Raw genomic sequence first — 26,339 nt, forward strand, 5'->3', positions numbered from 1 at the left:
TACTCAGGCATTTTCTTTTGCGGCTGCGTGTTTGTAGGTGCTAACTGCTCACCTTCCCCAGGCAACTGCGATTTCTTCCCTTGTTTTTGGCTTGGTACAGTGCCTGATCAGCTTCAGCCATTGTGCGGTCAATGCTGTCAAGGTGCGCAATATTGCAAATACCGGCTGAAAACCCGACCGTGCAATTCCCGTTCAAGCGGATTCTATCGACAATTCTTTGTGTGTCGTCGGCAGTGCAGTTGGGTAGCAGCACTGCGAATTCCTCGCCTCCAACGCGGGCAATCAGGTCGACAGGTCTGAAATTGCTTCTCAATGTTTCAGCAAATTCGCGAAGCCGTATATCTCCGGCTTCGTGACCAAAGGTGTCGTTGTATTGCTTGAAGTAATCGATATCGATAATGGCCACGCTGCCTTGCAGTTGATTTTCCCTTTGCATTTTTCGCAGGTATGCGCTGCTAAGGTCTTGCCAGCCCCGGCGATTGAGCAGGCCTGTGAGTGGATCGGTGCGAGCCTGGTTGCTGAGGTGAAGCAGTTCAATTGCGAAACGCTTGCGCAATGTTGATTGGCGCCACAGTGTCAGGCTGACAAAACTCACGGAATGAAGCAATACGATGAGTGGCAGTATCAAGTTGTTGCGTTGTAATTGATTGACCTTGTCGTCGGCTACCTTGGCATCGTTTTTCAAGGTGACATTGAATACCCCAAGCTCAATTAACCAAAGCTCGATGCGTTTGGGGTCGGGTCGGCCAAGCCGGGCAAGTTGCTGATCCATCACGATCAGGTGTTCTCGAAGGCTGGAAGCTGACACCGTCAAGCCGCTGTGGGGGTTAATGGCCTCGATCACTGCCAATCTGGCGGCAAGTTGATTCAGTAATTCTTGGGGCGAACTATATCCACGTGTTTCCAGGCCAAGTTTTGTTTCATAGGTGTGCTGATTGCCAAGATGATGCAAGGCAGTGCTTTGTACGATCAGATCCTGCAATGAAATTTCAAGAAGTCTTCTTTGGGCCAGTTCACCTTGAATTTGATGCGCCTGGCTGTAATTGAACAAGGCAACTGCGGCCAGAATGGCGCAGAGTATCAACCAAAAATAGCGGATGGTTTTTTCTGAACAGGGGCGCAGGTGTTTGATTGCATGAACCCACCATGTGCGGCCTGTGGTTGCGCTTGGTCCGCTGCCCCCTGAGTCCATTGTTTTCCTAATGATTCACAATGACACTCAGTGGCAAAACTTTGTGGGTAGGTTCCCTAGCGTGTTCCGGTACTGCCGAATCCGCCTTCTCCGCGTTCGCTGGGCGTAAAGTCGCTGACCACTTTGAAGTCAGCATGTGCAACTGGCAGTATGACCAGTTGGGCAATTCGTTCCATGGGTTCAATGGTCACTGGCACCAGGCTGCGGTTCCAGGCCGAGACCATGAGCGGGCCCTGGTAGTCGGAATCGATCAGACCCACGAGGTTACCGAGTACCAAACCTTTTTTATGTCCTAAACCGGAACGAGGCAGAATGGTGGCGCAGTAATTGGGGTCGCCGATGTACATGGAAAGCCCTGTGGGCACGAGTTCGGCCTGCCCTGGTTGTAAGGTTAGTGCTTCGCCCAGGCAGGCACGCAGGTCGATACCCGCGCTGCCAGGTGTGCCGTAGGCGGGCAGTTGATCTTGCATGCGTGGGTCGAGAACTTTCAGTTCAACTTGAATTTTCATGGAGTGTGTAGGTTCAGGAATATTTGGAAATGAAGGTCAATAGGGTTTGTGCAGCTTCAAGCTTGTTCATGCTACCCAAGTGTTCAGGCTTGAGTTTCTTGCTGTAAATAGTCAGTTCGGTGTGATCCGCGCCCAAGGCATGTTGCGCCAGATTGCCGACAATGAATTGCGCTTTTTTGCTGTCCAGCTTGCGACTTGCGTATTCATCGAGATTTTCTGTCTCCGCGGCAAAGCCGACCACTGTCAGCGGCTTTTTGCTTGTACCGGCGAACGCACCCACTTCCGCAAGTATGTCCGGGTTCAGTTCGAATTCCATGTGCAAGCCAGCAGGCTGATCATTCTGTTTTTTCTGCTTGTGCGTGCTTGGATTTTTAACACCATAATCGGCCACTGCCGCTACACCAACAAACAGGTCGCTTTGCTCAATTTGGCTGAACACAGCGGCATGCATCTGTTTGGCCGATTGAACAGACAACATGCGCACGCCATAGGGTGCGGGCAGGGCGGTGGGGCCGCTTACCAAATTGACTTCAGCACCCATGAACCAGGCAGCCTGTGCAAGGGCGTATCCCATTTTTCCGCTAGAGCGATTGGTGATGCCGCGCACCGGGTCGATGGCTTCGAATGTGGGCCCAGCAGTTAACAACACTTTTTTGCCTGCCAGTGGTTTGGGGTTGACTGCACGGGCCAGCTCAAGCACCACTTCAAAGGGTTCCAGCATGCGGCCGCTACCCACCTCGCCGCAGGCTTGTTCGCCCGCTGCAGGACCAAATACATGCACGCCATCATGTTTTAACTGGCTTACATTGCGCTGGGTGGCTGGGTTGTTCCACATTTCCACGTTCATGGCAGGCGCAATGGCCATTGGGCAGTTGCGGGCCAATACCAGGTTATCCAGCAGATTGTCGGCAAAGCCGTGTGCATATTTGGCCATGGAATTGGCAGTGCAGGGTGCGATCAACAAGAAATCGGCATTGCGGCTGATGTCGATGTGCGGCATGCCACGGTCGGCGCTCAGTTGATCGTTGTGTTCTAACGGCCATTGCGACACGTGTACTGTTTTGCCAGAGAGCGCCTGAAAGGTGAGTGGGGCAATAAACCGGGTTGCCGATTCAGTCATGACCACTTGAACTGAGCAGCCTTGTTTGACAAGCAGGCGAACCAGCTCAGCAGACTTGTAGGCCGCAATGCCGCCACACACACCCAACACCACGCGCAGTTGGTTTAAACCGGGAAGCTGTGGCAATTCGATTGGGCGCATGGGCTGAAAACCTTATTCGCTTTTTTCGGGTTTGGCGGCTTTGTGTTCTTTGTTAAAGAACAGCTCATCAATGATCAAGCCGATTGCACCTATGGTAATTGTAATGTCGGCCACGTTGAACGCAGGCCAGTGGTAATTGCCGACATAAAAATCGAGAAAGTCGATGACCGCACCGTGTGCAACACGGTCAATCAAATTGCCGATCGCTCCGCCCAAAATACAGGCCAGGCAGAACATTGCGAATTTGCGATGGCTGGAGGAGCGCATCATGAACAGAATGACGATGGACGCGATGACTGCCACAGCCGATAGAAAGTGCTTTTGCCAGCCCGCCTGGTCGGCCAGAAAGCTGAATGCAGCACCCGGATTAAGCACGTAGACCAAATTGAAAAAACTTGTGATTTCAACTACGGCGCCCAAATCAAGGCGTGATTGAACCCAAAGTTTACTGATTTGATCGATCAAAATAAGCAGCAATGAAAAGCCGATCCAGGGAAGAATGGATTTTTTGGGTGGTTTCAAAGCAGTGGTTGCCCTGGCTGGTTTTCTTGGCATGGGTTTAGACATGGTTGCGCACCTCGCCTTCACCAAACAGGTTGCTTACACAGCGGCCACAGATGCCAGGGTGTTCGGGGTCGGCACCCGTGTCGGGTCGCACATGCCAGCAACGCTCGCACTTTTCACCTTCGGCAATACCCACTTCAATTTTCTCCTCAGCGGCTTGAACAGTTTCAATTTTGGAAACAATGAACAGGAATTTCAGGTCATCGCCCAGGCTTGCGGCGGCTTTGTAAAGGTTGGCTGGCAAATGAAGCGTTGCGGTGCCCTGCAGGGACGAGCCAATTTTGCCATCGGTGCGCAGGTTTTCCAGTTCTTTGACCACACCCGCACGCAGCGCCAGCAGTTCGGCCCATTTGGTACCAAGTTCATCAGCGTTGTCCACGCCGGGTACTTTGTAAAACTCATTGCAGAAAATGGATGGCTCCACATTACCCATCACTTCACGAGCCGCTTCGGCTGTGAAGCTGAGAATAGGCGCCATGAGGCGTAGTAGCGAATGTGTAATGTGATACAGCGCGGTTTGCGCGCTGCGGCGTGCTTTGGAATTCCCGCCAGTGGTGTACAGGCGGTCTTTCAACACGTCCAGGTAAAACGCGCCCAAATCCTCGGAACAGAAAATTTGAAGCTTGCTGACAATGGGGTGGAACTCGTACTTCGTGTAATGCGCTTCGCATTCGCTTTGCAATTTAGCGAGCAGCGTGAGTGCGTATTGATCCACTTCGGCCAGTTCTTCGGTGGGAACTGCTTCAGTGGCGAAGTCGAAATCAGAAATATTGGCCAACAAAAAACGCAGGGTGTTGCGAATGCGTCGATAGCTTTCAACCACCCGTTTCAAAATTTCATCTGAAATGGTCAGTTCGCCAGAGTAATCAGTGCTGGCCACCCACAGGCGCAAAATTTCAGCGCCCATTTTGTCGGACACCTGTTGGGGCGCAATCACATTGCCCACTGATTTGCTCATTTTGCGACCCTGGCCATCGACCACAAAACCGTGGGTGAGCAGGGCTTTGTAGGGCGGAACACCATTGATCATGCAGCTGGTGAGCAATGAAGAATGAAACCAGCCTCGGTGTTGGTCGGAGCCTTCAAGGTACAGGTCGGCGGGAAAGTGACTTTCATCGGCATGGCTGCCACGCAACACCGTTTCGTGCGTTGTGCCCGAGTCGAACCACACATCCAGTGTGTCGGGGTTCTTGATGTAGTCCTTTGCTTGCTCACCGATCAAGTCTTCAACAGACAGGTGTTGCCAGGCTTCAATGCCTTGTTTCTCGATGAGTTGGGCAATGGTCTCGATCAGCTCGGGTGTGCGTGGGTGTAATTCACCGGTTTCGCGATGCACCAGAAAAGCCATGGGTACACCCCACTGGCGTTGACGCGAGAGGGTCCAATCGGGCCGGTTGGCAATCATGGCATGCAGGCGAGCTTTGCCCCAGGCCGGGAAAAATTCGGTGGCTTCAACGCCCGCAAGTGCTTTTTCCCGCAAGCTGCCGCTGCCATCAATGGAATGCACGTCCATGCCGGCAAACCATTGCGAAGTGGCTCGATAAATGATGGGGGTTTTGTGGCGCCAGCAATGCATGTAGCTGTGGCCGAACTTCACCTGTTTGATGAGCGATCCCAGTTCAATCATTTTCTCGACGATCAGCGGGTTGGCTTTCCAGATGTGCAGCCCACCAAAGAAGGGCAGGGAGTCAGCGTACACACCATTGCCCATGACTGGGTTGATGATGTCGGCGTCTTTCAGACCATAAGCTTTGCTGGTCAAGAAGTCGTCTACGCCATAGGCGGGCGAGCAATGCACAATGCCGGTACCTGTATCGGTACTCACATAGTCAGCCAAGTACACCGGGCTTAGGCGATCGTAGAAGGGATGATGAAAAGCAACGCCTTCAAGCTTGGCACCTGAAGCGGTGGCAATCTCAGAACCTTCCAGTTCATAGCTTTCAAGGCAGGGCTTCACACGTTCTTGCGCCAGCAACAAATACTTGCTACCCACATCCACCAGGCTGTACACCAGTTCCGGGTGCATGTTCAGCGCCTGGTTGGCAGGCAGGGTCCAGGGGGTTGTGGTCCAGATCACCAACTGCCCAGGTTTGGCTTGCAGGGTGGCCAGTGGCACATTGAAAGCGGCTGCAAGTTTGTCGAGGTTCTCTGCGTTGAAAGCGAACCCCACATCGACTGCGATGTCCTGTTTGTCTTTGTATTCCACCTCGGCTTCAGCCAGGGCAGAGCCGCAATCGAAACACCAGTTCACGGGTTTCAGGCCGCGGAACACGTAACCTTTTTCCATGATCTTGCCCAGGGCGCGAAGTTCATCCGCCTCGTTGCCAAAATTCATGGTTTTGTAAGGGTTCTCCCAGTCGGCCAGCACGCCCAAGCGAATGAAGTCCTTTTTCTGCCGTTCAATTTGCTCAGTGGCGTAGGCGCGGCTTTTCTCTTGTACTTCCAGTGTGGGCTTGCCCTTGCCGTGGGTTTTTTCGATTTGAATTTCAATCGGCATGCCGTGGCAGTCCCAGCCGGGTACGTAACGTGCGTCGTAACCGGCCAGGCAACGGCATTTCACGATGATGTCTTTCAGGATTTTATTGACAGCGTGGCCAATGTGAATATCGCCGTTGGCATAGGGTGGGCCATCGTGCAGTACGAACTTTGGCTTGCCAGCCTTGGACTGGCGAATCACCTTGTACAGGTCTTCCTTGCACCATTGTTCAACCCAGTTCGGTTCCCTTGCCGGCAGGTTGCCGCGCATGGGGAAGGGGGTGTCGGGCAGGTTCAGTGTGTTCTTGTAATCCATGTCGGGTTAGCAGCCTGTATTTGAAATCTGGGGTTGGTTGGCGGCCAGCAAAGTCATGGCTTGTGTCGTGTCTTTGTGCATTTGCTCAACCATCGTATCGAGTGAATCGAAGTGTTGCTCTGGGCGAATGTGCGCCAACACCTCGAGGCGCAGCAACTTGCCGTAGGCATTGCCTTGCCAGTCTGGAATGAATGTTTCCAGCAAAATTTGATCGGATTGTTCAACAGTAGGGCGCACTCCCATGCTGGCTACGGCGGGCAGTGGGTGTTCTTCCAGACCATGCACCCACACCGCCAAAATACCGGTAAGGGCACTGGCCCGCCCTGCAATACGCAGGTTCATGGTGGGAAAGCCCAGCGTACGCCCCAGTTTTTTGCCGTGAACAATGTGCCCGGAGTAAACCAGAGGGTGCCCGAGCATGTGTGTGGCCTTTGCGATGTCTCCAGCCTTCAGGGCTTCGCGAATATTGGAGCTGGAAACGCGGCTGCCGTTGTTTTGAACTTCGGCAAGGTCGTTGACTGTGAAGCCCAGGGAGTCGCCCAAGCCTTTCAGCATGGTGAAATCGCCCGCCCGCTTGGCACCAAACCGGAAGTCGTCGCCGACCCAAACCTGTTTGGCATTCAATTGCTTCAGCAGCACTTCCTGAACAAAGGCCTCGGGGCTTAAGCTGGCCATGTGTTTGTCGAAGGGCAAAATGCACACTTGTTCAATACCACAACGCTTCATTTCAATGATTCGGTCTCGAAGTGTTGAAATGCGGTCAAGTTTGAAAGCCGGATTGAAAAATTCTTTCGGGTGCGGGTGCAAAGTCACCACGGTGGGCACCAAACCTTGCGCGTGTGCGGCGGACACCACACGGCGGAACAACTCGGCATGGCCGGAGTGAACGCCGTCGAAGTTTCCAATGGTGAGCGCAGTGCCCTTGGCAAATGTGTGTGGCCGGGGGCGGCGAATGATTTTCATACCGAGTGTGTCGGCTCTTTAGTGGTTGCAAAACAACCGGTCATTATAAGGCCTGAATGGTGAAAAATAGGGCTTTTTCGCCCGCACAGTGATAAACTCGCGCCATGCAAAATTCCACACCTTCCGTCGTCATTTTGATCTCGGGGCGAGGTTCAAACTTGAATGCCCTGATCGATCACGCCAAACAGACCGGGGCCTACCAAATTCGAGCAGTCATTTCCAACCGCCCAGCCGCGGCTGGCTTGGCTTTGGCGCAATCGGCGGGGCTCGACACGGCCGTTCTTGATCACACCGAATACGAAAGCCGAGAAGTCTTTGATGCAGCATTGGCTGGTTTGATCGATCAGTATCAGCCGGACTGGGTGGTGTTGGCAGGGTTCATGCGGGTGTTGACAGCAGGTTTTGTGAATCGTTATTCGGGGTGCTTGGTCAACATTCATCCTTCGTTGCTTCCCGCGTTCCCTGGCCTGAAAACTCACCAGCAAGCATTGGACGCAGGTGTGCGGGTGCATGGTGTCACAGTTCATTTGGTCACACCTGAACTCGATCACGGCCCCATTGTGGACCAAGCGCTGTTGCAGGTGATGCCCGAAGACACGGCAGAAAGCCTGGCGACTCGCGTATTGGCACTGGAGCATCAAATTTACCCCCGTGCACTGGCAGCTTTGGCCAGCGGGCAAATTAAAATGGTGGACGGGAAACTGCATGGCACTTTGGCCACAGCCCTGGTCCACGCAATTCAATAATCAGGAAATACAAGTATATGGTCGGCTCCACTAAAAACACCCCATTTCGAAAGCCAGTTAAACGGCGCGAAACCAAGGTAGAGCGCCAGGGCGCCCAATCGCGTTATGGCCTGGTTAGCACCGTGGCCCAGTTGATTGATTTGCTGGCCCAGTTCGAAGGCCCGGCAGACGCGGCAATTTCCCGGTTTTTCAAAGACCATCCCGAGCTGGGTGGGCGAGATCGCCCCATGGTGGCGGAGGCTGTGTACTGCTGGTTGCGCTATCGCTACAGAATTAACCACTTGGCACAGTCGGGCGAGGGTCCTTCTGTGGTTCGCCAAGCCAAGCTGGCCTTGTTGTGGTCGGGCGCGCCTGAGCAAATCTGGTCGGCCGGCAAGCAAGCCGACAATGAGTGGCTAAGCCGAGTCATCAATATTTCAGCCGATGACCTGGGTGTTGAAGCCCGCACCTGTTTGCCTGAGTGGTTTTACACCAAGCTGGCTGAGCAATTCGGGCAGGACAGGGCGGAGTCGTTCTCGCAGGCAGTGTTGAGTGCTGCTCCACTGGATTTGCGCGTGAATACCGTGAAGGCCAGCACCACCGATTTGCTGGCGGCATTGACCAATATGGGTATTCAAGTGAACCCGATTGAAGGTTTGCCGGAAGGTTTGCGCGCTGTGGGCAAGCCTATCGTGGGCAAAACGGAAGTGTTCCAAGAGGGTTATTTCGAGGTGCAAGACGCTGGCAGCCAGTGGGTTAGCCGCCTTGTGGCCCCGCGCCGCGGCGATTTGGTGGTTGATTTTTGCGCAGGTGCTGGCGGTAAAACCCTGGCCATTGGTGCGCAAATGAAAAACACCGGCCGTATTGTTGCGCTGGATACTTCAGAGAAGCGTTTGGTGAAGTTCAAGCCCCGCGCGGCACGCTCTGGATTGAGCAACTTTTACACCATGGTCATCAACGACGAAGCTGACCCGCGACTGAACAAGTATTTTGGCAAGGCAGACCGTGTGGTCACCGATGTGCCTTGCAGCGGCATGGGAACCTTACGGCGTAACCCGGATCTTAAGTTTAGACAGAACTTGCAGAGTCTGGCAGAATTGACCGCGAAGCAAAAATCCATCATCGAGCATGCAGCCAAATTGGTAAAGCCCGATGGTCGGCTTGTTTACATCACATGCAGTGTACTTCGCGATGAGAACGAAGACATTGTCAACGCGTTCCTGGAAAGTCATCCGGAATTCCGGCTTCGCCGCTGGACTGAAGTGTTGAACCCTGGAGAACGGCCTGTCAAGGCGAACACGACTGACGACATGCTTCGATTGTGGCCAGAGGATGGTGAATCCGACGGCTTCTTTGCAGCAGTGTTACAACGGTCCAAAGCCTGAACTGAATATAAATTCCAAATCTGTTCCGACTTTAAAAGTACACTTGTACACTGAAAATATGATACGGCTCCTTCAGAAGCAAATTGAGATGGCCGTAACCTTTGAAATACGACCTGTTGAGAGTTAGTGAATATGATTGAATTTTTGACCTCGGGTATTACCGGTGCCAGCATTGGCCAAATGGTGATTTACACCCTGATCGTGACCCACATCACCATTGTGGCGGTAACCGTGTACCTGCATCGTTGCCAGGCCCACCGTGCCTTGGAAGTGCACCCAGCTCTGGCGCATTTTTTCCGCGCCTGGTTGTGGTTGACCACCGGCATGAGCACCCGTGCATGGGCGGCCATTCACCGCAAGCACCACGCCAAGTGCGAAACACCCGATGACCCCCACAGCCCGCAAACCCGTGGCTTGAAAACTGTATTCTGGCGCGGTGCTGAGCTATACCGTAGTGAATCCAAGAACACTGAAACCCTGGCCAAATACAGCCACGGTACACCGAGCGACTTTTTGGAGTTTCAGGTGTACGAGCGTTTCCCGTGGCAAGGCGTGGGCTTTACCTTGGTGCTCAGTTTTATCCTGTTTGGTTTTCCTGGTGTAAGTATTTGGGCGATTCAAATGTTGTGGATCCCTGTGCTGGCCGCTGGCGTTATCAACGGCATTGGTCACTATTGGGGTTACCGCAATTTCGATTGCCCTGATGCAAGCCGCAATATTTCACCCTTCGGTATCCTGATCGGTGGTGAAGAGTTGCACAACAACCACCACACGCACGCCACTTCAGCCAAGTTGAGCAACAAGTGGTACGAGTTCGACATTGGCTGGATGTACATCAAGATTTTCAGCTTCCTTGGCCTGGCCAAGGTGAAAAAAGTGGCTGAGTCACCGAAGTTTTCGTCTGAAAGCAAGCCGGTGCTTAGTTTGGTCACTGTTCAGGCAGTTGTGAATCACCGCTACGATGTGATGGCGCGTTATGCCAGTTCCATGCGCAAGGCTTTCCGCTCGGAAGTGGCTGCATTGAAGCAAAAAGCAGCCAACGCACAAGAGCGTAAGGTGTTGTCCAAGGGCACCAAGCTGTTGTCGATCGACGAGAGCAAGCTGTGCGATGTGCAGCGTGCCGAATTGGCCCAGCTGTGCGCTCAATCCAAGATGATCAACACTTTGGTTGAAATGCGCGCAGAGCTTCGCCAGATTTGGGAGAAAACCAACTTGAGCCGTGAGCAAATGTTGGTTCAGTTGCAAGCCTGGTGTGAGCGTGCTGAGCAAAGCGGAATTCGCTGGCTGGAAGACATGTCGATCCGGATTCGTCGCTACGCAGCGTAATTTGGAAGTTGTTTGATTTGTGAAAGCCGCTGGTGAGAATCAGCGGCTTTTTTTGTGGGTAGTTTGCAGGGGGGTGATTTGCAGCAGCGCTACTCATCCTGCCAAGATCCAAGTCGAATTCCCCGCTTTTGATTCTGGCTTGGGGCATGCGAAACGCCAAAGCGTCTTCGCATCGCTTGCTTCGCAATCGCCCCTCGCTGCGAATCAAGCGGGCGACTTGATCTTGAATCGGCTGGATGATGCAACGCTGCTGCAAATCACCCAAGCCACATCTACATCAACTATTAAGCCTCGCCGAAGCAGTGGCCAACAAAAAACCCGCTCTGAATTTCAGTAGCGGGTTTCTGTAGAAACAGCGAAGTAGGTTGAGTTACTTCAACTTGGTTTCTTTGTATGACACATGCTTACGAACCACTGGATCGTATTTCATGATTTCAATTTTCTCGGGCTTCGTGCGCTTGTTCTTGGTCGTTGTATAGAAGTGACCAGTACCAGCGGAAGATTCGAGTTTGATTTTTTCGCGACCACCTTTAGCCATGATTTACTCCTGCTTAGATTTCGCCACGTGCACGAAGATCGGCCAGAACGGCGTCAATGCCGTTTTTGTCGATAGTGCGCAGGGCGTTATTAGTTAGACGCAGGCGAACCCAGCGGTTTTCGCTTTCAACCCAGAACTTGCGTGACTGCAAGTTAGGCAGGAAACGACGTTTTGTTTTGTTGTTGGCATGGGAAACTTTGTTTCCAACCATCGGGCGCTTACCCGTTACTTGACATACGCGAGCCATGATGACCCCAAAAAATTCAGCAAATTAGTGTATCTGCAAAACCACACGGCATAAATTGAAAAGCCATGGATTTGCGGCGAAGTCCAAGATTGTAACCAATTACGATTGCTTTGCCCAGCCTTTTTTGCGGAAAAAATCAAAAAGGTGGACGATTGTTGAGTCTGTAGGAATACCCACAGGTGGGACCGACAACCAAATGGTCCACCAAGTCTATATCAACAAGGGCCAAAGCGGCGGAAAGCTCGCGTGTCAGGCGATCATCCGAGTTGCTCGGCGTACAGCAGTCGCTGGGGTGATTGTGGGCGATCATGAGGCGCGGTGCATTGGTTTGTATGGCGAATTTAAGCACTTCACGCGGAAAAACAGCTGTTTTGTTGACAGTACCACTCGACAGTATTTTGTGGTCAAGCACTTTGAGTTGGCTGTCCAGGGCAATGACCAAAAAGTTTTCAACGTCGCTTAGGCCGATTTGAGCCCGCACAAATTGTTCAAACTGGTCTGGTGTGCCCAGCGAGTTGGGTGTCTCGCGCAATTCATGATTCAGGCAGCGTTTCGCCATTTCAAGGCAGGCACGAAGTTGCGCATATTTGGCTTCGCCAAGGCCGCGAATTTGAACCCATTCTGCCAGCGAAACGCGATTCAGGTTTTGTAAGCCACCGAACTGCGTGATCATTTCGCGAGCCAGATCGACGGCGCTTTTACCTGGAAGGCCGGTGCGCAAAAAAATTGCCAGAAGTTCAGCGTCGGAGAGAGCCTGTGCCCCTTGTTTAATAAGCCGCTCGCGAGGACGATCGTGTTTGGGCCAGCTTTGAATACTCATCGGGAATTGAACCTGAAAGCCATTGAGTGGCTTTCAGGGAGGGCAAGTTCACACTGTGCGACTGAATTTTAATTCAGGATTTTCCCAAGGCGTGAAGCAGCGAAGGTTGCACGATCTCGATCCAGTAGCCATCTGGGTCTTTGATGAATGCGACATTTTTCATCTTGCCTTGATCAGGGCGCTTCACATAGTTGACCTCGTTCTCGTCAAACCAGCGCACTGCGGCTGCCAGATCGGGGACCGAAAAACAAATGTGTCCAAATCCTTGTGGTTGCTGATTCCCATCGTGATATTTGAACTCGGGGTCGTTCTCGGTGCCCCAGTTGTGAGTTAACTCCAGAATGCCTCGCTGGCTGAATGTCCAGGCTGTTCGCTGGCCTTCTTCTTCGGGCACTTCGTCTTGCTTATCGATTCGGGCTAAAAAATAAAGTGAAAACTTCATTTCCGGGAAATCGAGTTTTCGAAGCACTCGCATGCCCAAGACCCGGGTGTAAAAATCAAGCGAAACCGCGGGGTCTTTCACACGCAACATGCTGTGGTTCAAAACGAAACCTTGGGTGGCATCGGGTACTTTTGCACACGCCCCAGGGTGATTCTCTGTATTAAATGCCATGGCGTTTAAACTCCTTTGTTCGTTCTTCAATGCATTTTTAAATTCGGATATTTAAGTTTTACCTTCATGTTATTACCACAATGTGAGGACGAACTCGAACCATTCGCGCCAGTCTATGACTGCTTGAACGCTTTCAAAGGCGTAGAATAGAGGCGTTTTTGAAATGATTTCAGGATGTTGAAATGACTGATGCAGTACAGCCCAAGCCCGTGGTGAATGAATCTTCATTCGTGACCTTGCATTACCGTATTCGCCTGGCTGAGAGCCAGCAGGTAATTGTTTCCACTTTTGAGGACAAACCCGCGACCTTGAGCATTGGCGCCGGCCAGTTGGCCGAGGGGTTGGAGCGTTGCCTGTTTGGCATGCAGGCAGGTCAACGTGACATATTTACCTTGCCTGCTGGCAGCGGTTATGGCGACACCAATCCCGATTTGTATCGCCCGGTGAGCAAAGCCTTGTTGTCCAAGTACGCAGAGGAAGGAACAAAGTTTGAGTCGGGCGAATTTGTGCATTTTCCTGCCCCCGATGGTGGCCAGTTTGCAGGCACGGTGGTGGAGGAGCGTGAAGACGATATTTTGTTTGACTTTAACCACCCCCTGGCCGGCAAGGCGCTGACATTCGAAGTGCAGTTGATCGGGGTGCTGTGAGGTGAGTATGGAAATTAGCCTGGCCCAACCACGTGGTTTTTGCGCGGGTGTTGACCGCGCCATTGAAATTGTGGAACGCGCGCTGCAGCAGTTTGGCTCGCCGATTTATGTGAAGCATGAAATTGTTCACAACAAAACTGTGGTCGAGGATTTGCGTGGCAAGGGTGAAATTTTTGTCGATGAACTTGAAGATGTCCCCACAGGTTCCACCGTGGTGTTTTCTGCCCATGGCGTGTCGCAAGACGTGCGCAGCCAGGCTGAAAGCCTGGGATTGAAGGTGTTTGATGCCACTTGCCCGCTGGTCACCAAGGTGCATGTGGAAGTGAGCAAAATGCGTGCTCAGGGTTGTGAAATCATCATGATTGGTCACGAGGGCCACCCGGAGGTGGAAGGCACCATGGGGCAGGTCAACGACGGTATTTACCTGGTTGAAACCGAAGAGGACGTAGCCCGGCTTGCCATTGCTGCAGGCACACCGCTGGCGTTTGTGACCCAAACCACATTGAGTGTGGACGATGCGTCCAAAGTAATTGCAGCGCTGAAAGCCAAATTTCCAGACATTCGGGAACCCAAAAAAGCCGATATTTGTTACGCAACTCAAAACCGGCAGGATGCGGTGAAATTCATGGCGCGCCAGGTGCAGTTGGTGTTGGTGGTGGGTAGCCCCAGCAGCTCGAATTCCAACCGTTTGCGTGAAGTGGCCGAGAAGCTGGGTGTGCCTGCCAAGTTGATTGAAAACGCAGACAGCCTTGAGCAAACCTGGTTCGAGGGTGTAAAGCACATTGGTTTGACTGCGGGTGCTTCTGCGCCCGAGCATTTGGTGCAGGGTGTGGTGAAGCGCCTGAAGGAGTGGGGCGCTTTGTCAGTGCGCAATCTGGAAGGCGTGGAAGAAAATATTGCTTTCCCCATGCCGAAAGGTTTGAATCCTCGGGTTTGAACCCCAAGGTTTGATTAATCAGCCTGGAGTTTTCGGGGTGGCCAACACCTGGTCCACCCTGTTGCGGTCTACGTCGACCACTTCAAATCGCCAGTCGTTCCAGTCGAATTTCTCGGTTTTCTTGGGTATGCGCCCAAGTGAGGCCAACACGAACCCGCCCACGGTGTGAAAGTTGCCCAAGTCTTCTTGGGGCAGGTCGCGAATACCCAGTTTGATTTTCATTTCGTCGATGGGCAGCAGGCCGTCCAGCAGCCACGAACCATCTTCGCGCTTCACTGCCAGTGCTTCTTCGGGGGTGTCCATCATCGGCATCATGTCGCCCACCACGCTAGACAACACATCGTCGATGGTCACAATGCCTTCGGTCATGCCGAATTCGCTCACCACAAATGCGAAGGTGTTTTTTTGTTGCCGGAATGTGCGCAGCAAATCAACCAGTGTGAGTGAGGCGGGTACGAACAAGGCGTTTTGCAGGGGTATTTCTGCAAAGTCGATGTCGCCTTCCATGGCGGCCTGAAGAATGTCGTGGCTTTCGGCCACGCCAATGACTTGCTGCAAACTGCCTTTGCAAATCGGCAGCATGGAGTGGGGTGCTTCTCGCAACAACCGCAGGTTGTCTTCACGCGGTGCATGCAAATCAATGTAGGCGATGTCGCTGACCGGGGTCATGACCGAGGCCAGCCGCCGGTCTTCAAGGCGCAGCACATTGCTCATCAAATGGCGTTCTTCCGGGGCCAGCATGCCGGTTTTTGCACCTTCATCCAGAAATGCCTGAATTTCCTCGATGGTGCTGACTGCGGGAGCAGCCTTGAAGGGAATAAAACTGAGTACCAGATCGGAGCCTTTGGACAACAGGGCAATGGCCGGGCTGAGTACTTTCAGAAACACTGACATGAAGGGTGCGCAAAAGGCGGCTACTTTTTCAGGGTTGGCAATGGCCAGCCGTTTGGGAACAATTTCACCAAAAATGATCGAGAAGCCGGTGACCAAGGCAATGGTGACTGTGAAAGAAATGGCATCGGCCCAATCGGTCAGTGTTGGGAAGTACTGGTCAATGAAATGCTGAAAGGTGGCTGTTAGGGCGGATTCACCATAAATACCCATGAGTAATGCGGCCGCAGTGATGCCGGTTTGTGTGGCGGCCAGCAGGCGACTGGGGTTGTCCATAATTTGCAAGGCAATGCGTGCTTTTGGGTTGCCTGCGTCGGCCATGGTTTGCAGCTTGGACCGGCGGCTAGAGGCCAGCGCCATTTCCGAGAGGGCAAAAAAGCCGGAAACCAAAATCAAAAGGACCAAAATCCAGAAGGCATTCATGATGTGTGTTCTTGTTGTAGGTGTTGCTGCCGCGTTGTGCGGCTGTGTTTGCCAGTTTACCAAAGCCCGTGTCGCTTTGGCTTTTTGCTTGATTGGGTAAAACCGGGGGCTCGGTTACAATACCGGGCTAAGTTGTTTTGTCAGATGATTTTTTTGAAAGTATTGCCATGTCCATAAGCGAATCCTCTATTCCACAATCCGACCAAATCGTGGTTGCAGCTTTGTACAAGTTTGTCAGCCTGCCCGATTTCGAAGTCATCAAGCCAGCGCTTGAAGCGGTGTGCACTGATAACGACGTGCTGGGCACCTTGTTGCTGGCCAAAGAGGGCATCAACGGCACAGTGAGTGCGCCGCGCGCAGGCCTTGTGGCGCTGATGAATTATTTGTGGAGCGATGCCCGATTTGCGGATTTGGCGCCCAAGTATTCGATTGCGCCCGAGCAGGCCTTTACACGCATGAAAGTGAAGCTGAAGCGTGAAATTGTGACCATGGGCAAAGACGGCATTGACCCCAAGCGTTTGGTGGGGCGCTACGTGAAGCCTTCGGACTGGAACGCCTTGATTCAAGACCCGGATACCTTGGTAATCGACACGCGCAACAACTACGAATATGCAATTGGTACCTTTGAAGGTGCGGTAGACCCAGCAACCACCACATTTCGAGAATTTCCGGAATGGGTGGAGAGGAATTTGAAAAGCCTGCCCGTTGACAAGCGTCCGAAGAAAATTGCGATGTTTTGCACCGGTGGCATTCGCTGCGAAAAGTCCACGGCCTACATGCTGGAGCAGGGTTTCGAAGAGGTTTACCACCTTGAAGGCGGCATTTTGAAATACCTGGAAGAAATTCCTGAAGAACAAAGCTTGTGGAAAGGCGAGTGCTTTGTGTTTGACCAGCGTGTGTCGGTTACCCATGGTTTGCAGGTGGGGCACTACGACCTTTGCCACGCATGCCGCATGCCAATTACCGATGAAGAAAAGCAAAGCGAGAAGTACATTCAGGGTGTGGGTTGTCCGCATTGCTACGATTCATTGACGGATGATCAGAAGCAGCGTTTTGGCGAGCGCCAGAAGCAGATTCAACTGGCCAAACTGCGCAATGAAAAGCACATTGGCCGCAAGATGCCACCCAAAGAAGCGCATGCGGAGTAAATAGGGTGGAGCACCAACTTGGTTTGCCTGTGCTGTACACCTTTCGCCGCTGCCCGTATGCCATGCGTGCACGGCTGGCGATTGTTGCCGCGGGTTTGAAAGTTGAAGTGCGCGAGTTGGTGTTGCGTGCAAAACCCGCCCACATGCTGGAAATTTCACCGAAAGGGACTGTGCCCGTATTGTGGTTGCAAGACGGTACAGTGATTGATGAAAGCCTGGATGTAATGCGCTGGGCGGTGGGTCAGAATTTTCCGGCCGACTGGTTGGTGCTGAATGCTCAACAGCAGCAACAGTGTGATGAGTGGATTGCGTTGCTGGATGGTGAGTTCAAGCGCAACCTGGATCGTTACAAGTACCCTCACAGATATCACACGGAGTCTTATACCTGTGATCCGCTTGAGCACCGTGCGGCGTGTGAAAAAATTCTGATGCAATGGAATGAAGTGCTGATGCAGCAAGGCCCATGGCTATTTGGCAACAAACCCAGCTTTGTTGACTTCGCCATTCTTCCTTTCGTGCGCCAGTTTCGAATTGCTGATGAGGCCTGGTTTGACGCTGTGCCCGGTTACGAGGCGCTGAAGCAGTGGCTCGCAGGCTTTCTACAATCGGACTTGCTGGAGACAGCCATGGTGAAGTACAGCCCTTGGCAACCAGCTGACATACCTTTAACCTTTCCGGGTTAGAGACGACCCTCTACGATTTTCTGGTCAACTTTCTATACACTCGCAAGTTACGCAACAGTAACATTGTCTTGCTGGGCTATGCTAAGCCCTGAAAAAAGACATTCCCCCTATAAGAAGGACGAGACTCATGGCCGACAAAATTCTTGAATTTGTTCACACCTCCACAGGTAAACAAATTGCCGCAGCACTGGGCTTGCCCGTGCCCCCCATGTTGAAGCGCGCCAAGGCTGGCTATGCTGAAAAAGCACTGGTCAATGCAAATGCCTTGGTGGGTGCCAGCGCATTTGGCCCGGTGGCTACTTCGGTGGTGAAGGCATTGAATGCCATGGGTGCTTCCATCAAGGTGTCGGCTGATTTGGCTGGTCTGGATGGCATTAAGCAAGCTGCAGCCAAGGCCAAAGTTGATGTGTCCATTTACCAGGCCGACAACGGCGTGCCTGAAAATGTGTATGTGCTCGACGTAACAGCCGCCGCGAACGTGGCTGATCTGCGTTTGTTGTACGATTTTTTCAACCCACGACTGCGCAAAGTGCCCTCAAACAGCCGCATCGTGGTGATTGGTCGCCCGCGCGGTGATTGCAAAGACGCCCTGGCTGAAACTGCACAATCTTCATTGCCTGGTTTCATTCGCAGCCTTGCAAAAGAAAGTGGCAAGAACGGCACCACAGCCAATTTGCTTCAGGTAAAAACTGGTGCCGAAAACGGCATTGAAGGTGCGTTGCGCTTTTTCTTGAGCCCGCATTCAGCATTTGTAACTGGTCAGGTGTTGCCCGTGGTTGGCGCACCCAAGGGTGTGAAGGTTGCTGCGTTTGCTGAGAAGCCATTGACTGGCAAACTGGCTGTGGTGACCGGTGCTGCACGCGGCATTGGTGCAGCCATTGCTGAAGTGTTGGCCCGCGAAGGTGCAACCGTGATTGGTGTGGATCGCCCGGCTGATGAAAGCGTGTTGGGTACCACCATGAGCAGCATTGGCGGTATTGCTTGCCCGTTGGACATTACCGATGCAGACGCCGGCCAAAAGTTGGCTGCTGTTGCCGCGAACAAAGGCGGCAAGATTGACATCATCGTGCACAACGCCGGTATTACCCGCGACAAAATGATGCGCAACATGGCTGCCCACTTGTGGGACATGGTGCTGGACGTAAACCTGGGTGCGATTGTTCGTTGTAACGACCAACTGCTGGCTGACGATGCTTTTGGTGCGAATGCGCGCATTGTGTGTATTTCATCGATTGGTGGCATTGCCGGTAACGCAGGCCAAACCAATTACGCTGCAACCAAGAGCGCCGTGATTGGCTATGTGGATGCAATGGCCAAGCAACTGGAAGGCAAGGGCATTTCGATCAATGCGATTGCACCGGGCTTTATTGAAACTCAAATGACTGCTGCGATTCCCGTGGTAACCCGCGAAGTGGCCCGTCGTTTGTCCAGCCTGTCGCAAGGCGGCTTGCCAGTGGACATTGCAGAAGCAGTGACTTTCATGGCCAGCCCATTGGCTGCTGGTGTAAACGGTGCCACCTTGCGTGTGTGCGGACAAAACCTGGTGGGCGCGTAATTAACTTACGTCACCTGCAAATAAAAATTATCTGGAGAAAACTATGAAACACGGTCGTCGCGTTGCCATTATCGGCGGTTCACGCATTCCATTTGCACGTTCAAACACAGCCTACATTGGCAAATCCAACCAGGACATGCTGACTGCAGCATTCCGTGGCGTTGTCGACAAATTCCAGTTGCACGGTGAAGAACTGGGCGATGTGGTGGCGGGTGCTGTTGTGAAGCACAGCCGCGATTTTTCCCTGTGTCGCGAGTCTGTATTGGGTTCAGGCTTGAGCCCAATGACACCTGCATTCGACATTCAGCAAGCTTGTGGTACTGGCCTGGAAGCCGCCATTGTAGTGGCCAACAAAATTGCCTTGGGTCAAATTGAAGTGGGCATGGCCGGTGGTGTAGACACCACCACTGACGCACCGATCGCCGTAAGCGAAGGTTTGCGCAAAATTTTGCTGGAAGCCAACCGCGCCCGCGACACCAAAGGCAAACTGGCTGCGCTACTGAAAATTCGCCCCAAGCACCTGGCACCATTGCCACCAGCCAATGCAGAGCCACGCACAAAAATGAGCATGGGTGCGCACTGTGAAGTGATGGCGCAAACCTGGGGCATTACCCGTGAAGAGCAGGACGAATTGGCTGTAAGCAGCCATTTGAAAGCAGCCAAGGCCTACGAGGAAGGTTTCTTCGATGACTTGGTCGTACCTTTCAATGGTTTGACTCGCGACAACAATCTGCGTGCTGATTCTTCAGTTGAGCGCCTGCAGGGTTTGAAGCCTGCGTTTGATCGCAAAAGCGGCAAGGGCACCATGACCGCTGGCAACTCCACACCGCTGACCGATGGCGCGTCTGCTGTGTTGCTGGCTTCTGAAGACTGGGCGAAAGCACGTGGCATTCAGCCATTGGCTTACCTGACATTCAGCGAGACCATTGGTGTTGATTTTGTGTCGGGCAAGGAAGGCCTGTTGATGGCCCCCGCATACGCTGTGTCACGCATGTTGAAGAAAGCCGGTGTGAAGCTGCAAGACTTTGACTTCTACGAAATTCACGAAGCGTTTGCTGCACAGGTGCTGTGTACATTGAAGTCTTGGGAAGACCCCAAGTTCTGCAAGGAAAAACTGGGTCTTGACGCACCTTTGGGAACAATTGACCGCAGCAAGCTGAACGTGAAAGGCGGTTCATTGGCTGTTGGCCACCCATTTGCAGCCACTGGTGGCCGCATCATTGGCACATTGGCCAAGTTGCTGAATGAAAAAGGCAGCGGCAAGGGCTTGATCTCTATCTGCGCGGCCGGTGGTATCGGTGTAACTGCAATTATTGAGAAGTGAAATCATGAGCGTGAATGACACCCTGAAAGCAGCGGCGAAATTTTTCGAGCTGTCTGAGTTTCCAAATGGCAAGGCGCTGCTGCTGAAGGCTGCCACCACGTCCAACAAAAAGCCAAAACCCGACACGCAGGCCGCGCGCCTGGGTGCCCGGGTGAAGAAAGTATTCATTGACCGTGAATGGGTACGCCAATACAACGCCGTGTGTGGCTTCAAGGAAGATGAAATTTCCTTGACTGCACCGCAAGTGGTGGCTTCCCCACTGCACATGTATTTGCTCAGCCGCCCAGAGCACCCCATGCCGATGCTGGGCATGGTTCACCTGCACAATTCAATTGAATGCAGCAAGCCGCTGGAATATGGCACTGCTTACGATGTGGCGGAGACTGTGGGTGAAACCCGCAGCATTTCACTGGGCTTGGAATTTGATGTGCACACCGAGTTTCTGGTGGGTGAAGAAGTGCACTGGAGCAGCGTGATGACCATTCTGTGCCGTGTGAAGGGTATGCCCAAGCCGGTGACGAAACCTGCACCCGTTGAGCCATTGAGTGCGATCGGCGCGCAGTATGCTGCCGTGAAAGTGCCTGAAAACCAGGGTCGCAAGTACGCCAAGGTGTCGAACGATTACAACCCGATTCACCTGTATGCGCAAACCGCCAAAATGTTTGGTTTCAAGCAGGCGATTGTGCACGGCATGTGGACTGCTGCAAAAACATTGAGCATTGTCGAAGCCAGTTTGGGTTCGCGTGCAAGCAAGTTTGATTTGTCGTTCAAGCAGCCCGTGTTTTTGCCATCGGGTATTTCGGTGAAGCATGTCACTGCCAGTGGTGCTTCGAAGTTTGAAGTACTGGCTGAGCGTGATTCGAAAGTGCTGATGGTGGGAAGCATTGCGGCTTGATCTTGAATCGGCGCAATGATGCAACGCTGCTGCAAAGCTTCACCGTACTAATCATTCCACCGGCGTTGTTTGCGAAGTTCGCTTTGTCCTATCTCTCCGACAGTCCCGGCATCAGGCTGGTCTCAATCATTTTCTGCATATCCCGAATCGGAATTTCGGGGTGCTGAATCCACCACCGTGCCCCCGCTTCAACAGCCCCCACCATGATGTTGGCCAAGGCCACAGCCTGAATGCCTGCCTTGTCGTCGTTTTTGGCTTTCGAGGGGTCGTTGAGTTCTTCAATGGTTTTGGCCGAGGCTTCAATGAAGCTGTTTCTAAAGAAGGCCACCTTCTCGCCAACCGGACCAACACTTGTCAGCGCTTCGTTGTACAAAACCGACCAACCGTCCCGGTGGCGTTCTACAAATGTCAAAAAGCTGAACATGATTAATTTCAGTCGCTCTTTGGGATTTGGGTTGGCCATCAATATGGACAGGCCAGACATGAGGTGATTGCCCACTTGTGTGATGGTGGCCAGGTAAAGCGCGTCTTTGGAGCCAAAGTAGCGGTAGAGCAGGGGTTTGGTGACACCTGCGCCTTCAGCAATTTGTTCCATGCTGGTGGAGTGGAAGCCGTGGCGAGAAAACACTGAGCCAGCAACATCCAGGATTTGGCCCATGCGCTGTTCTTTGGGAACTTTTCGTGTGCCCAGGCGTTTTGTTTCCAGGGTAGGCGCTGCGTTTTTATTGTTATCGTTCGCTTTTTTCACCAATTTACTTGCCGGTTACATTGACATTTTGAAGTGTATCAAGCTTCTTTCAGTTTTGTGAATAAAAAAAGCCCCACAAAAAGTGTGAGGCTTTTTTACTGATCAGCGATCGGTAAGTTACTAAATTTTATTACTTGTACCCTACACGATCCATGATTTGCTGCGACAGGGCTGTGTTGGCAGCCAGTGTTTTCGCCGGTGTTACGTCTTGTTTGTAGGCACCAAGTGATTCCAGCGCAGCATTGTCTACTTTCACGCCGGGAACTGTGGGCCACTCGTTGTTACCATTTGCAAAGTACTTCTGGGCAGATTCGCTGGCAAGGTATTCCAGAAACTTGACAGCGCCTTCACGGTTGGGTGCATTTTTAGCCACTGCACCGCCAGACACGTTCATGTGAACGCCGTAGCTGCTTTGGTTGGGCCAGATAAAGCCAACTTTGGACACCACTTCTTTGTCTTCGGCTTTGTCAGATTTCAACAAACGAACCCAGTAGTAGCTGTTGCTCAAAGCCGCGCCGCATTCACCGGAGGCTACAGCACGGATCTGGTCGGTATCGCCGCCTTTGGGGCTGCGGGCCATGTTGTTTACTACGCCCTGAGCCCAGCTTTCTGCGCCTTTTTCACCCAGGTGGCTGATCATGCTGCTCATCAGGGAAAGCATGTAGGGGTGTGAGCCAGAACGTGTGCAAACCTTGCCTTTCATTTCTGGCTTGGCCAGGTCTTCGTAATTCTGGACCAGTTTGGGATCAACGTTCGCCTTGTTGTACACAATCACGCGGCTGCGGGCTGAGAATGCATACCACAAGCCATTTTCACCGGTGAACTGCGCTGGAATCCGGTCGGACAACACTTTTGACTTCACTGGTTGGAACAAACCGTCTTGTTGGGCGCGTGCCAAGCGGGCCGCATCAACAAGCAGTACTACGTCAGCTGGGCTGCGAGCACCTTCGCTGCGCATGCGTTCAAGCAACGCTTCGTCGCCCAGTTCAAGACGCTTGATGGCGATACCGGTTTGCTTGGTGAAGTCCTCGTACATTTTTTCATCGGTCGAGTAATGGCGTGCCGAGTAGAGGTTGATTACTTTGTCGTCGGCTTGGGCTACAGCACCGAAGCCAATCAAACTGGCGATTGAAACTGAGATCAGTGTTTTGAAAGTGTTCTTCATGGTAATTGGGACTTTCCTGAGAGTGGTTGGGTTACTTTTTACTTCACTAGTCTAGCAAATAGTAATTATTTATGTAACAAGAAGTGTTCTCGTTTAACAATAATTTTAGCGATAGTCAGAGTGTCGTAAGCGCGGGTTTCTACATTGGGTGCACCAAGAATGAGGAGACAGCGCTGTGGTTGAGCAAGCGAAGTATCAGTCCAACGGGACTTACCAGAATTTATATGACGAATCTATCCGCAATCCAAAGGGTTTTTGGGCCAGACAGGCTGATTTGATTCATTGGCAAAAGCCGTTCGAGAAGGTGCTTGACGACAGCAAACCCCCGTTTGCAACGTGGTATGTGGGTGGTGAAACGAACCTGTGCTACAACGCCGTGGATCGACATCTGGATCAGTTGGGTGACAAGCCAGCCTTGATCTATGTGTCGACCGAAGTTGATCAGGAAAAGGTTTACACCTTTCGCCAATTGCACCAAGAGGTGCAAATAGCCGCTGCAATGCTTCAAAAAATGGGCGTGAAAAAAGGTGATCGGGTTTTGATTTACATGCCGATGATTCCCGAAGCCACATTTGCCATGTTGGCCTGTGCGCGAATCGGTGCGATTCACTCAGTGGTGTTTGACGGTTTTGCGTCGCACAGCCTGGCCTCAAGAATTGAAGATGCAAAGCCAAAGGTGATTGTGTCGGCGGACGCGGGTTCCAGGGCAGGTAAGGCGGTGGCTTACAAGCCTTTGCTGGACGAAGCGATTGAACGCTCAAGCTTTAAACCTGGCAATGTGCTTATGGTGAATCGCGGTTTGGTGTCTTTCACTTCGGTAGCCGGTCGCGATCAGGATTACGCCACATTGCGCAAGGAATTGGCGACGGCCAAAGTGCCGGTTACGTGGCTTGCAGCCACCGACACCAGTTACATTCTGTACACCAGCGGAACCACCGGAAAGCCCAAAGGCGTGCAGCGCGATGTGGGTGGATATGCCGTGGCATTGGCTGCGTCCATGAAATACATTTTCATGGGTGAAAAAGGAAAAACATTCTTTGCAACCAGCGACATCGGCTGGGTGGTGGGGCACAGCTACATTATCTATGGCCCGTTGATTGCGGGCATGGCCACTGTGATGTACGAGGGTTTGCCCATTCGGCCAGACGCCGGCATTTGGTGGAAGATAGTTCAAGACCACAAAGTGTCGGTGTTGTTCTCGGCGCCCACAGCCGTGCGAGTACTGAAAAAACAAGACCCCGCTTACTTGAGCAAATACGATTTGAGTTCGCTAAAGGCATTGTTCCTTGCGGGCGAGCCTTTGGATGAAACCACGTCGGACTGGATTTCCGGTGCAATTGGCAAGCCAATTGTGGACAACTATTGGCAAACTGAAACCGGATGGCCCATTTTGGCCGTTCAGCGTGGTGTTGAGGAAATGCCGGGCAAACTGGGTAGCCCGGGCGTGCCAGTGTTTGGTTTCAATGTGAATGTGTTGAACGAGGACACCGCGCAGCCCTGCAAGGCCAATGAAAAAGGTGTGGTCGCCATTGAGGGGCCTTTGCCACCGGGTTGCATGCAAACCGTGTGGGGCGATGACGAACGCTTTGTAAAAACTTATTGGTCGAGCTTCAAAACCCGTCAGGTGTATTCCACATTCGATTGGGGTATTCGCGATGAAGATGGATACTTTTTTATCCTTGGACGTACCGACGATGTGATCAACGTGGCGGGCCACCGCTTGGGTACACGCGAAATTGAAGAGAGTATTTCTTCTCACCCTGCTGTGGCCGAGGTGGCTGTGGTGGGCGTGGCCGATCAGGTGAAAGGACAGGTTGCAGTGGCGTTTGCCATTTTGAAGGCGGCCGATGATCTGGATGCTGCCAAAGCAAAAGCGCTGGAATCGGAAATCATGAAAGTGGTAGACGGCCAGTTGGGTGCTGTGGCCCGGCCCGCACGCGTTTATTTTGTCAATGTGCTGCCAAAAACCCGTTCAGGCAAATTGTTGCGCAGATCCATTCAGGCGGTGTGTGAAGGCCGTGATCCTGGCGACATGACCACCATTGAAGATCCCACCGCGCTGGCGCAAATCAAAAGTGCCATGGATTGAATCAGCAGCACGCCTGAAGCACTGAAACAAGCCCGTAAAAATGGATTTGTTTCAGTTTTGTGCAGTGTTTTAAAACATGCTTTAATGATTTGTCACTGGCCGTTTCAGGGAGGGCTACTGAATGGCAAATCATTCGCTGGACGTACTCAAGCTCAGTGTGCTGTTTGACCATCATTTTTTCAATGGTGTGCCAACGCAAGTTCATTTCACAGAAGACAGCGCCATGGTTGGCACTTGGATTGATGAACAGGGCGCTGCGAATTTAAGCATTGGGCTTGATCGGATCCAATTCATGAACAGTGATCAATTGGCATTTTTTGTCGCGCATGAATATGGGCACCTGGTGTTGAAACACCCTCAAAAAACCCTTGAAATTCAGCAGCAGTATGGTGTGAATTCCACATTCGACGAGTTCATGTTGTCGTTTGACATGAAGCGCGACTATTCCAAGCTGATGCGTGAAATGGAGTTGGAAGCTGATTTGTTCGGCGCGCAGCTGGTGTTGGGACTGGGGCATGACCCTGTGGCAGGCGCCTCGTTTTTACTCGGTGAAACCAAAAGCATTCAACACCCGGAAGGTACTTTGCGAGTCGCAAAAATAAAGTCTGGGCAAGAGGCAATACAGGCCGAGGATTTCTCGCGTACTTTCAATGATTTGGTTGTGCAGTTAAACGACACTGAAGTATTGGCAGGCTTGGTAGCTAGCTATACTCAGCCAATCGATTCGATTGATTCTGCGGTGAAGTCAGTAGTGGAAAGCTGGCCAGCTTCTGGTGCAGAAGGCGGTTACGCAGGCGATACCCTGCACGGATTCGAAGTTTCGGTGTTGCTTACTTTTGCAGTGCTGGCCTGCGCCTTGCCAAGGTGGTGGCGCAAGACCAGCGGTACATAGGCTTGCAG

General features: G+C 52.4%; 25 protein-coding genes. 12 read left to right on the top strand and 13 right to left on the bottom strand.

The window, feature by feature from the left end; translation table 11 throughout:
* Positions 1 to 40 precede the first annotated feature (40 nt).
* From P0D43_RS08085 to P0D43_RS08110, 6 genes are read right to left on the bottom strand one after another with little or no spacing between them, the layout of a single operon-like run.
* Positions 41 to 1,192, bottom strand: coding sequence for a diguanylate cyclase domain-containing protein (locus P0D43_RS08085; RefSeq protein ID WP_394672115.1), 1,152 nt, complete (start codon positions 1,190 to 1,192; stop codon positions 41 to 43).
* Positions 1,193 to 1,248: 56 nt separating this feature from the next.
* Complete coding sequence (gene dut / locus P0D43_RS08090; RefSeq protein ID WP_371717146.1) at positions 1,249 to 1,701, bottom strand: dUTP diphosphatase; 453 nt, start codon at positions 1,699 to 1,701, stop codon at positions 1,249 to 1,251.
* Positions 1,702 to 1,714: 13 nt separating this feature from the next.
* Entirely contained in the window at positions 1,715 to 2,962 is a 1,248-nt protein-coding gene (gene coaBC / locus P0D43_RS08095) for a bifunctional phosphopantothenoylcysteine decarboxylase/phosphopantothenate--cysteine ligase CoaBC (protein ID WP_394672116.1), read from the bottom strand.
* Positions 2,963 to 2,974: 12 nt separating this feature from the next.
* Positions 2,975 to 3,517 (bottom strand): signal peptidase II, encoded by a 543-nt coding sequence (gene lspA / locus P0D43_RS08100; RefSeq protein WP_394673715.1) that lies wholly within the window; start codon positions 3,515 to 3,517, stop codon positions 2,975 to 2,977.
* Between the two features lie 4 nt (positions 3,518 to 3,521).
* Positions 3,522 to 6,317: an isoleucine--tRNA ligase gene (ileS, locus tag P0D43_RS08105; RefSeq protein ID WP_394672117.1), complete on the bottom strand. Its 2,796-nt coding sequence runs from the start codon at positions 6,315 to 6,317 to the stop codon at positions 3,522 to 3,524.
* 6 nt (positions 6,318 to 6,323) lie between these two features.
* Positions 6,324 to 7,280, bottom strand: coding sequence for a bifunctional riboflavin kinase/FAD synthetase (locus tag P0D43_RS08110; RefSeq protein WP_159568448.1), 957 nt, complete (start codon positions 7,278 to 7,280; stop codon positions 6,324 to 6,326).
* A 104-nt stretch (positions 7,281 to 7,384) separates the two neighbouring features.
* Between P0D43_RS08110 and purN the strand changes: the two genes are divergently transcribed.
* The 3 genes from purN (at position 7,385) to P0D43_RS08125 (ending at position 10,716) form a co-directional block, all read left to right on the top strand.
* A complete protein-coding gene (gene purN, locus P0D43_RS08115; RefSeq protein WP_394672118.1) occupies positions 7,385 to 8,026 on the top strand; it encodes a phosphoribosylglycinamide formyltransferase in 642 nt (213 codons plus the stop codon).
* 17 nt (positions 8,027 to 8,043) lie between these two features.
* Entirely contained in the window at positions 8,044 to 9,390 is a 1,347-nt protein-coding gene (locus tag P0D43_RS08120) for an RsmB/NOP family class I SAM-dependent RNA methyltransferase (RefSeq protein WP_159568450.1), read from the top strand.
* A 132-nt stretch (positions 9,391 to 9,522) separates the two neighbouring features.
* Positions 9,523 to 10,716, top strand: a complete 1,194-nt coding sequence (locus P0D43_RS08125; protein ID WP_159568451.1) for a fatty acid desaturase — start codon at positions 9,523 to 9,525, stop codon at positions 10,714 to 10,716.
* A 370-nt stretch (positions 10,717 to 11,086) separates the two neighbouring features.
* On the opposite strand, the gene rpmG is transcribed toward P0D43_RS08125, so the two are convergent.
* From rpmG to gloA, 4 genes are all read right to left on the bottom strand, one after another.
* The gene (gene rpmG, locus P0D43_RS08130; RefSeq protein WP_008253405.1) at positions 11,087 to 11,254 is read right to left on the bottom strand and encodes a 50S ribosomal protein L33; all 168 of its coding nucleotides are present in this window, start codon (positions 11,252 to 11,254) and stop codon (positions 11,087 to 11,089) included.
* Between the two features lie 13 nt (positions 11,255 to 11,267).
* A complete protein-coding gene (rpmB, locus tag P0D43_RS08135) occupies positions 11,268 to 11,501 on the bottom strand; it encodes a 50S ribosomal protein L28 (protein ID WP_008253404.1) in 234 nt (77 codons plus the stop codon).
* A 136-nt stretch (positions 11,502 to 11,637) separates the two neighbouring features.
* Entirely contained in the window at positions 11,638 to 12,321 is a 684-nt protein-coding gene (gene radC / locus P0D43_RS08140) for a DNA repair protein RadC (RefSeq protein WP_159568452.1), read from the bottom strand.
* Between the two features lie 73 nt (positions 12,322 to 12,394).
* Positions 12,395 to 12,934, bottom strand: coding sequence for a lactoylglutathione lyase (gene gloA / locus P0D43_RS08145; RefSeq protein ID WP_341236458.1), 540 nt, complete (start codon positions 12,932 to 12,934; stop codon positions 12,395 to 12,397).
* A 182-nt stretch (positions 12,935 to 13,116) separates the two neighbouring features.
* Here gloA and P0D43_RS08150 point away from each other — a divergent pair, with 182 nt between their 5' ends.
* Both P0D43_RS08150 and ispH read left to right on the top strand, forming a co-directional pair.
* Positions 13,117 to 13,581, top strand: coding sequence for an FKBP-type peptidyl-prolyl cis-trans isomerase (locus P0D43_RS08150; protein ID WP_341236457.1), 465 nt, complete (start codon positions 13,117 to 13,119; stop codon positions 13,579 to 13,581).
* Positions 13,582 to 13,588: 7 nt separating this feature from the next.
* Positions 13,589 to 14,518, top strand: a complete 930-nt coding sequence (gene ispH, locus P0D43_RS08155) for a 4-hydroxy-3-methylbut-2-enyl diphosphate reductase (protein WP_394672119.1) — start codon at positions 13,589 to 13,591, stop codon at positions 14,516 to 14,518.
* An 18-nt stretch (positions 14,519 to 14,536) separates the two neighbouring features.
* On the opposite strand, the gene P0D43_RS08160 is transcribed toward ispH, so the two are convergent.
* Positions 14,537 to 15,832, bottom strand: a complete 1,296-nt coding sequence (locus P0D43_RS08160) for a hemolysin family protein (RefSeq protein ID WP_341236456.1) — start codon at positions 15,830 to 15,832, stop codon at positions 14,537 to 14,539.
* Positions 15,833 to 15,999: 167 nt separating this feature from the next.
* Here P0D43_RS08160 and P0D43_RS08165 point away from each other — a divergent pair, with 167 nt between their 5' ends.
* The 5 genes from P0D43_RS08165 to P0D43_RS08185 all read left to right on the top strand — a co-directional run bounded on the left by P0D43_RS08165 (position 16,000) and on the right by P0D43_RS08185 (position 21,437).
* Positions 16,000 to 16,980, top strand: a complete 981-nt coding sequence (locus P0D43_RS08165; RefSeq protein WP_394672120.1) for a rhodanese-related sulfurtransferase — start codon at positions 16,000 to 16,002, stop codon at positions 16,978 to 16,980.
* Between the two features lie 5 nt (positions 16,981 to 16,985).
* On the top strand, positions 16,986 to 17,663 hold the full coding sequence (locus tag P0D43_RS08170) for a glutathione S-transferase (protein WP_394672121.1): 678 nt from the start codon (positions 16,986 to 16,988) through the stop codon (positions 17,661 to 17,663).
* Positions 17,664 to 17,790: 127 nt separating this feature from the next.
* A complete protein-coding gene (locus P0D43_RS08175) occupies positions 17,791 to 19,218 on the top strand; it encodes a 3-oxoacyl-ACP reductase (protein WP_394672122.1) in 1,428 nt (475 codons plus the stop codon).
* Positions 19,219 to 19,261: 43 nt separating this feature from the next.
* Positions 19,262 to 20,542: an acetyl-CoA C-acetyltransferase gene (locus P0D43_RS08180; protein ID WP_394672123.1), complete on the top strand. Its 1,281-nt coding sequence runs from the start codon at positions 19,262 to 19,264 to the stop codon at positions 20,540 to 20,542.
* Positions 20,543 to 20,546: 4 nt separating this feature from the next.
* The gene (locus tag P0D43_RS08185; RefSeq protein WP_394672124.1) at positions 20,547 to 21,437 is read left to right on the top strand and encodes a MaoC family dehydratase; all 891 of its coding nucleotides are present in this window, start codon (positions 20,547 to 20,549) and stop codon (positions 21,435 to 21,437) included.
* An 88-nt stretch (positions 21,438 to 21,525) separates the two neighbouring features.
* Here the strand turns inward: P0D43_RS08185 and P0D43_RS08190 are convergent, their stop codons facing one another.
* Both P0D43_RS08190 and P0D43_RS08195 read right to left on the bottom strand, forming a co-directional pair.
* Positions 21,526 to 22,185: a TetR/AcrR family transcriptional regulator gene (locus P0D43_RS08190; RefSeq protein ID WP_341236451.1), complete on the bottom strand. Its 660-nt coding sequence runs from the start codon at positions 22,183 to 22,185 to the stop codon at positions 21,526 to 21,528.
* A gap of 130 nt (positions 22,186 to 22,315) precedes the next feature.
* The gene (locus P0D43_RS08195; RefSeq protein ID WP_394672125.1) at positions 22,316 to 23,350 is read right to left on the bottom strand and encodes an extracellular solute-binding protein; all 1,035 of its coding nucleotides are present in this window, start codon (positions 23,348 to 23,350) and stop codon (positions 22,316 to 22,318) included.
* A 175-nt stretch (positions 23,351 to 23,525) separates the two neighbouring features.
* On the opposite strand from P0D43_RS08195, the gene P0D43_RS08200 reads away from it, so the two are divergent.
* Positions 23,526 to 25,439 carry a propionate--CoA ligase gene (locus P0D43_RS08200; protein ID WP_394672126.1) on the top strand — a complete coding sequence of 638 codons (1,914 nt, stop codon included), beginning with the start codon at positions 23,526 to 23,528 and terminating at the stop codon, positions 25,437 to 25,439.
* A gap of 121 nt (positions 25,440 to 25,560) precedes the next feature.
* Complete coding sequence (locus P0D43_RS08205) at positions 25,561 to 26,331, top strand: M48 family metalloprotease (RefSeq protein WP_394672127.1); 771 nt, start codon at positions 25,561 to 25,563, stop codon at positions 26,329 to 26,331.
* The last annotated feature ends 8 nt before the right edge of the window (positions 26,332 to 26,339 follow it).

It is taken from the genome of Limnobacter sp., assembly GCF_043511195.1.
Lineage (GTDB): Bacteria > Pseudomonadota > Gammaproteobacteria > Burkholderiales > Burkholderiaceae_B > Limnobacter.

Excerpts from the sequence above, each read along its gene's own strand:
- P0D43_RS08160 (WP_341236456.1), bottom strand. The coding sequence starts at position 15,832 with ATGAATGCCTTCTGGATTTTGGTCCTTTTGATTTTGGTTTCCGGCTTT.
- P0D43_RS08125 (WP_159568451.1), top strand. The coding sequence starts at position 9,523 with ATGATTGAATTTTTGACCTCGGGTATTACCGGTGCCAGCATTGGCCAA.
- P0D43_RS08180 (WP_394672123.1), top strand. The coding sequence starts at position 19,262 with ATGAAACACGGTCGTCGCGTTGCCATTATCGGCGGTTCACGCATTCCA.
- P0D43_RS08150 (WP_341236457.1), top strand. The coding sequence starts at position 13,117 with ATGACTGATGCAGTACAGCCCAAGCCCGTGGTGAATGAATCTTCATTC.
- P0D43_RS08120 (WP_159568450.1), top strand. The coding sequence starts at position 8,044 with ATGGTCGGCTCCACTAAAAACACCCCATTTCGAAAGCCAGTTAAACGG.
- ileS (WP_394672117.1), bottom strand. The coding sequence starts at position 6,317 with ATGGATTACAAGAACACACTGAACCTGCCCGACACCCCCTTCCCCATG.
- ispH (WP_394672119.1), top strand. The coding sequence starts at position 13,589 with ATGGAAATTAGCCTGGCCCAACCACGTGGTTTTTGCGCGGGTGTTGAC.
- radC (WP_159568452.1), bottom strand. The coding sequence starts at position 12,321 with ATGAGTATTCAAAGCTGGCCCAAACACGATCGTCCTCGCGAGCGGCTT.
- rpmG (WP_008253405.1), bottom strand. The coding sequence starts at position 11,254 with ATGGCTAAAGGTGGTCGCGAAAAAATCAAACTCGAATCTTCCGCTGGT.
- P0D43_RS08195 (WP_394672125.1), bottom strand. The coding sequence starts at position 23,350 with ATGAAGAACACTTTCAAAACACTGATCTCAGTTTCAATCGCCAGTTTG.
- P0D43_RS08165 (WP_394672120.1), top strand. The coding sequence starts at position 16,000 with ATGTCCATAAGCGAATCCTCTATTCCACAATCCGACCAAATCGTGGTT.
- rpmB (WP_008253404.1), bottom strand. The coding sequence starts at position 11,501 with ATGGCTCGCGTATGTCAAGTAACGGGTAAGCGCCCGATGGTTGGAAAC.
- P0D43_RS08110 (WP_159568448.1), bottom strand. The coding sequence starts at position 7,280 with ATGAAAATCATTCGCCGCCCCCGGCCACACACATTTGCCAAGGGCACT.
- coaBC (WP_394672116.1), bottom strand. The coding sequence starts at position 2,962 with ATGCGCCCAATCGAATTGCCACAGCTTCCCGGTTTAAACCAACTGCGC.
- P0D43_RS08185 (WP_394672124.1), top strand. The coding sequence starts at position 20,547 with ATGAGCGTGAATGACACCCTGAAAGCAGCGGCGAAATTTTTCGAGCTG.
- dut (WP_371717146.1), bottom strand. The coding sequence starts at position 1,701 with ATGAAAATTCAAGTTGAACTGAAAGTTCTCGACCCACGCATGCAAGAT.
- lspA (WP_394673715.1), bottom strand. The coding sequence starts at position 3,517 with ATGCCAAGAAAACCAGCCAGGGCAACCACTGCTTTGAAACCACCCAAA.
- purN (WP_394672118.1), top strand. The coding sequence starts at position 7,385 with ATGCAAAATTCCACACCTTCCGTCGTCATTTTGATCTCGGGGCGAGGT.
- P0D43_RS08205 (WP_394672127.1), top strand. The coding sequence starts at position 25,561 with ATGGCAAATCATTCGCTGGACGTACTCAAGCTCAGTGTGCTGTTTGAC.
- P0D43_RS08175 (WP_394672122.1), top strand. The coding sequence starts at position 17,791 with ATGGCCGACAAAATTCTTGAATTTGTTCACACCTCCACAGGTAAACAA.
- P0D43_RS08085 (WP_394672115.1), bottom strand. The coding sequence starts at position 1,192 with ATGGACTCAGGGGGCAGCGGACCAAGCGCAACCACAGGCCGCACATGG.
- gloA (WP_341236458.1), bottom strand. The coding sequence starts at position 12,934 with ATGGCATTTAATACAGAGAATCACCCTGGGGCGTGTGCAAAAGTACCC.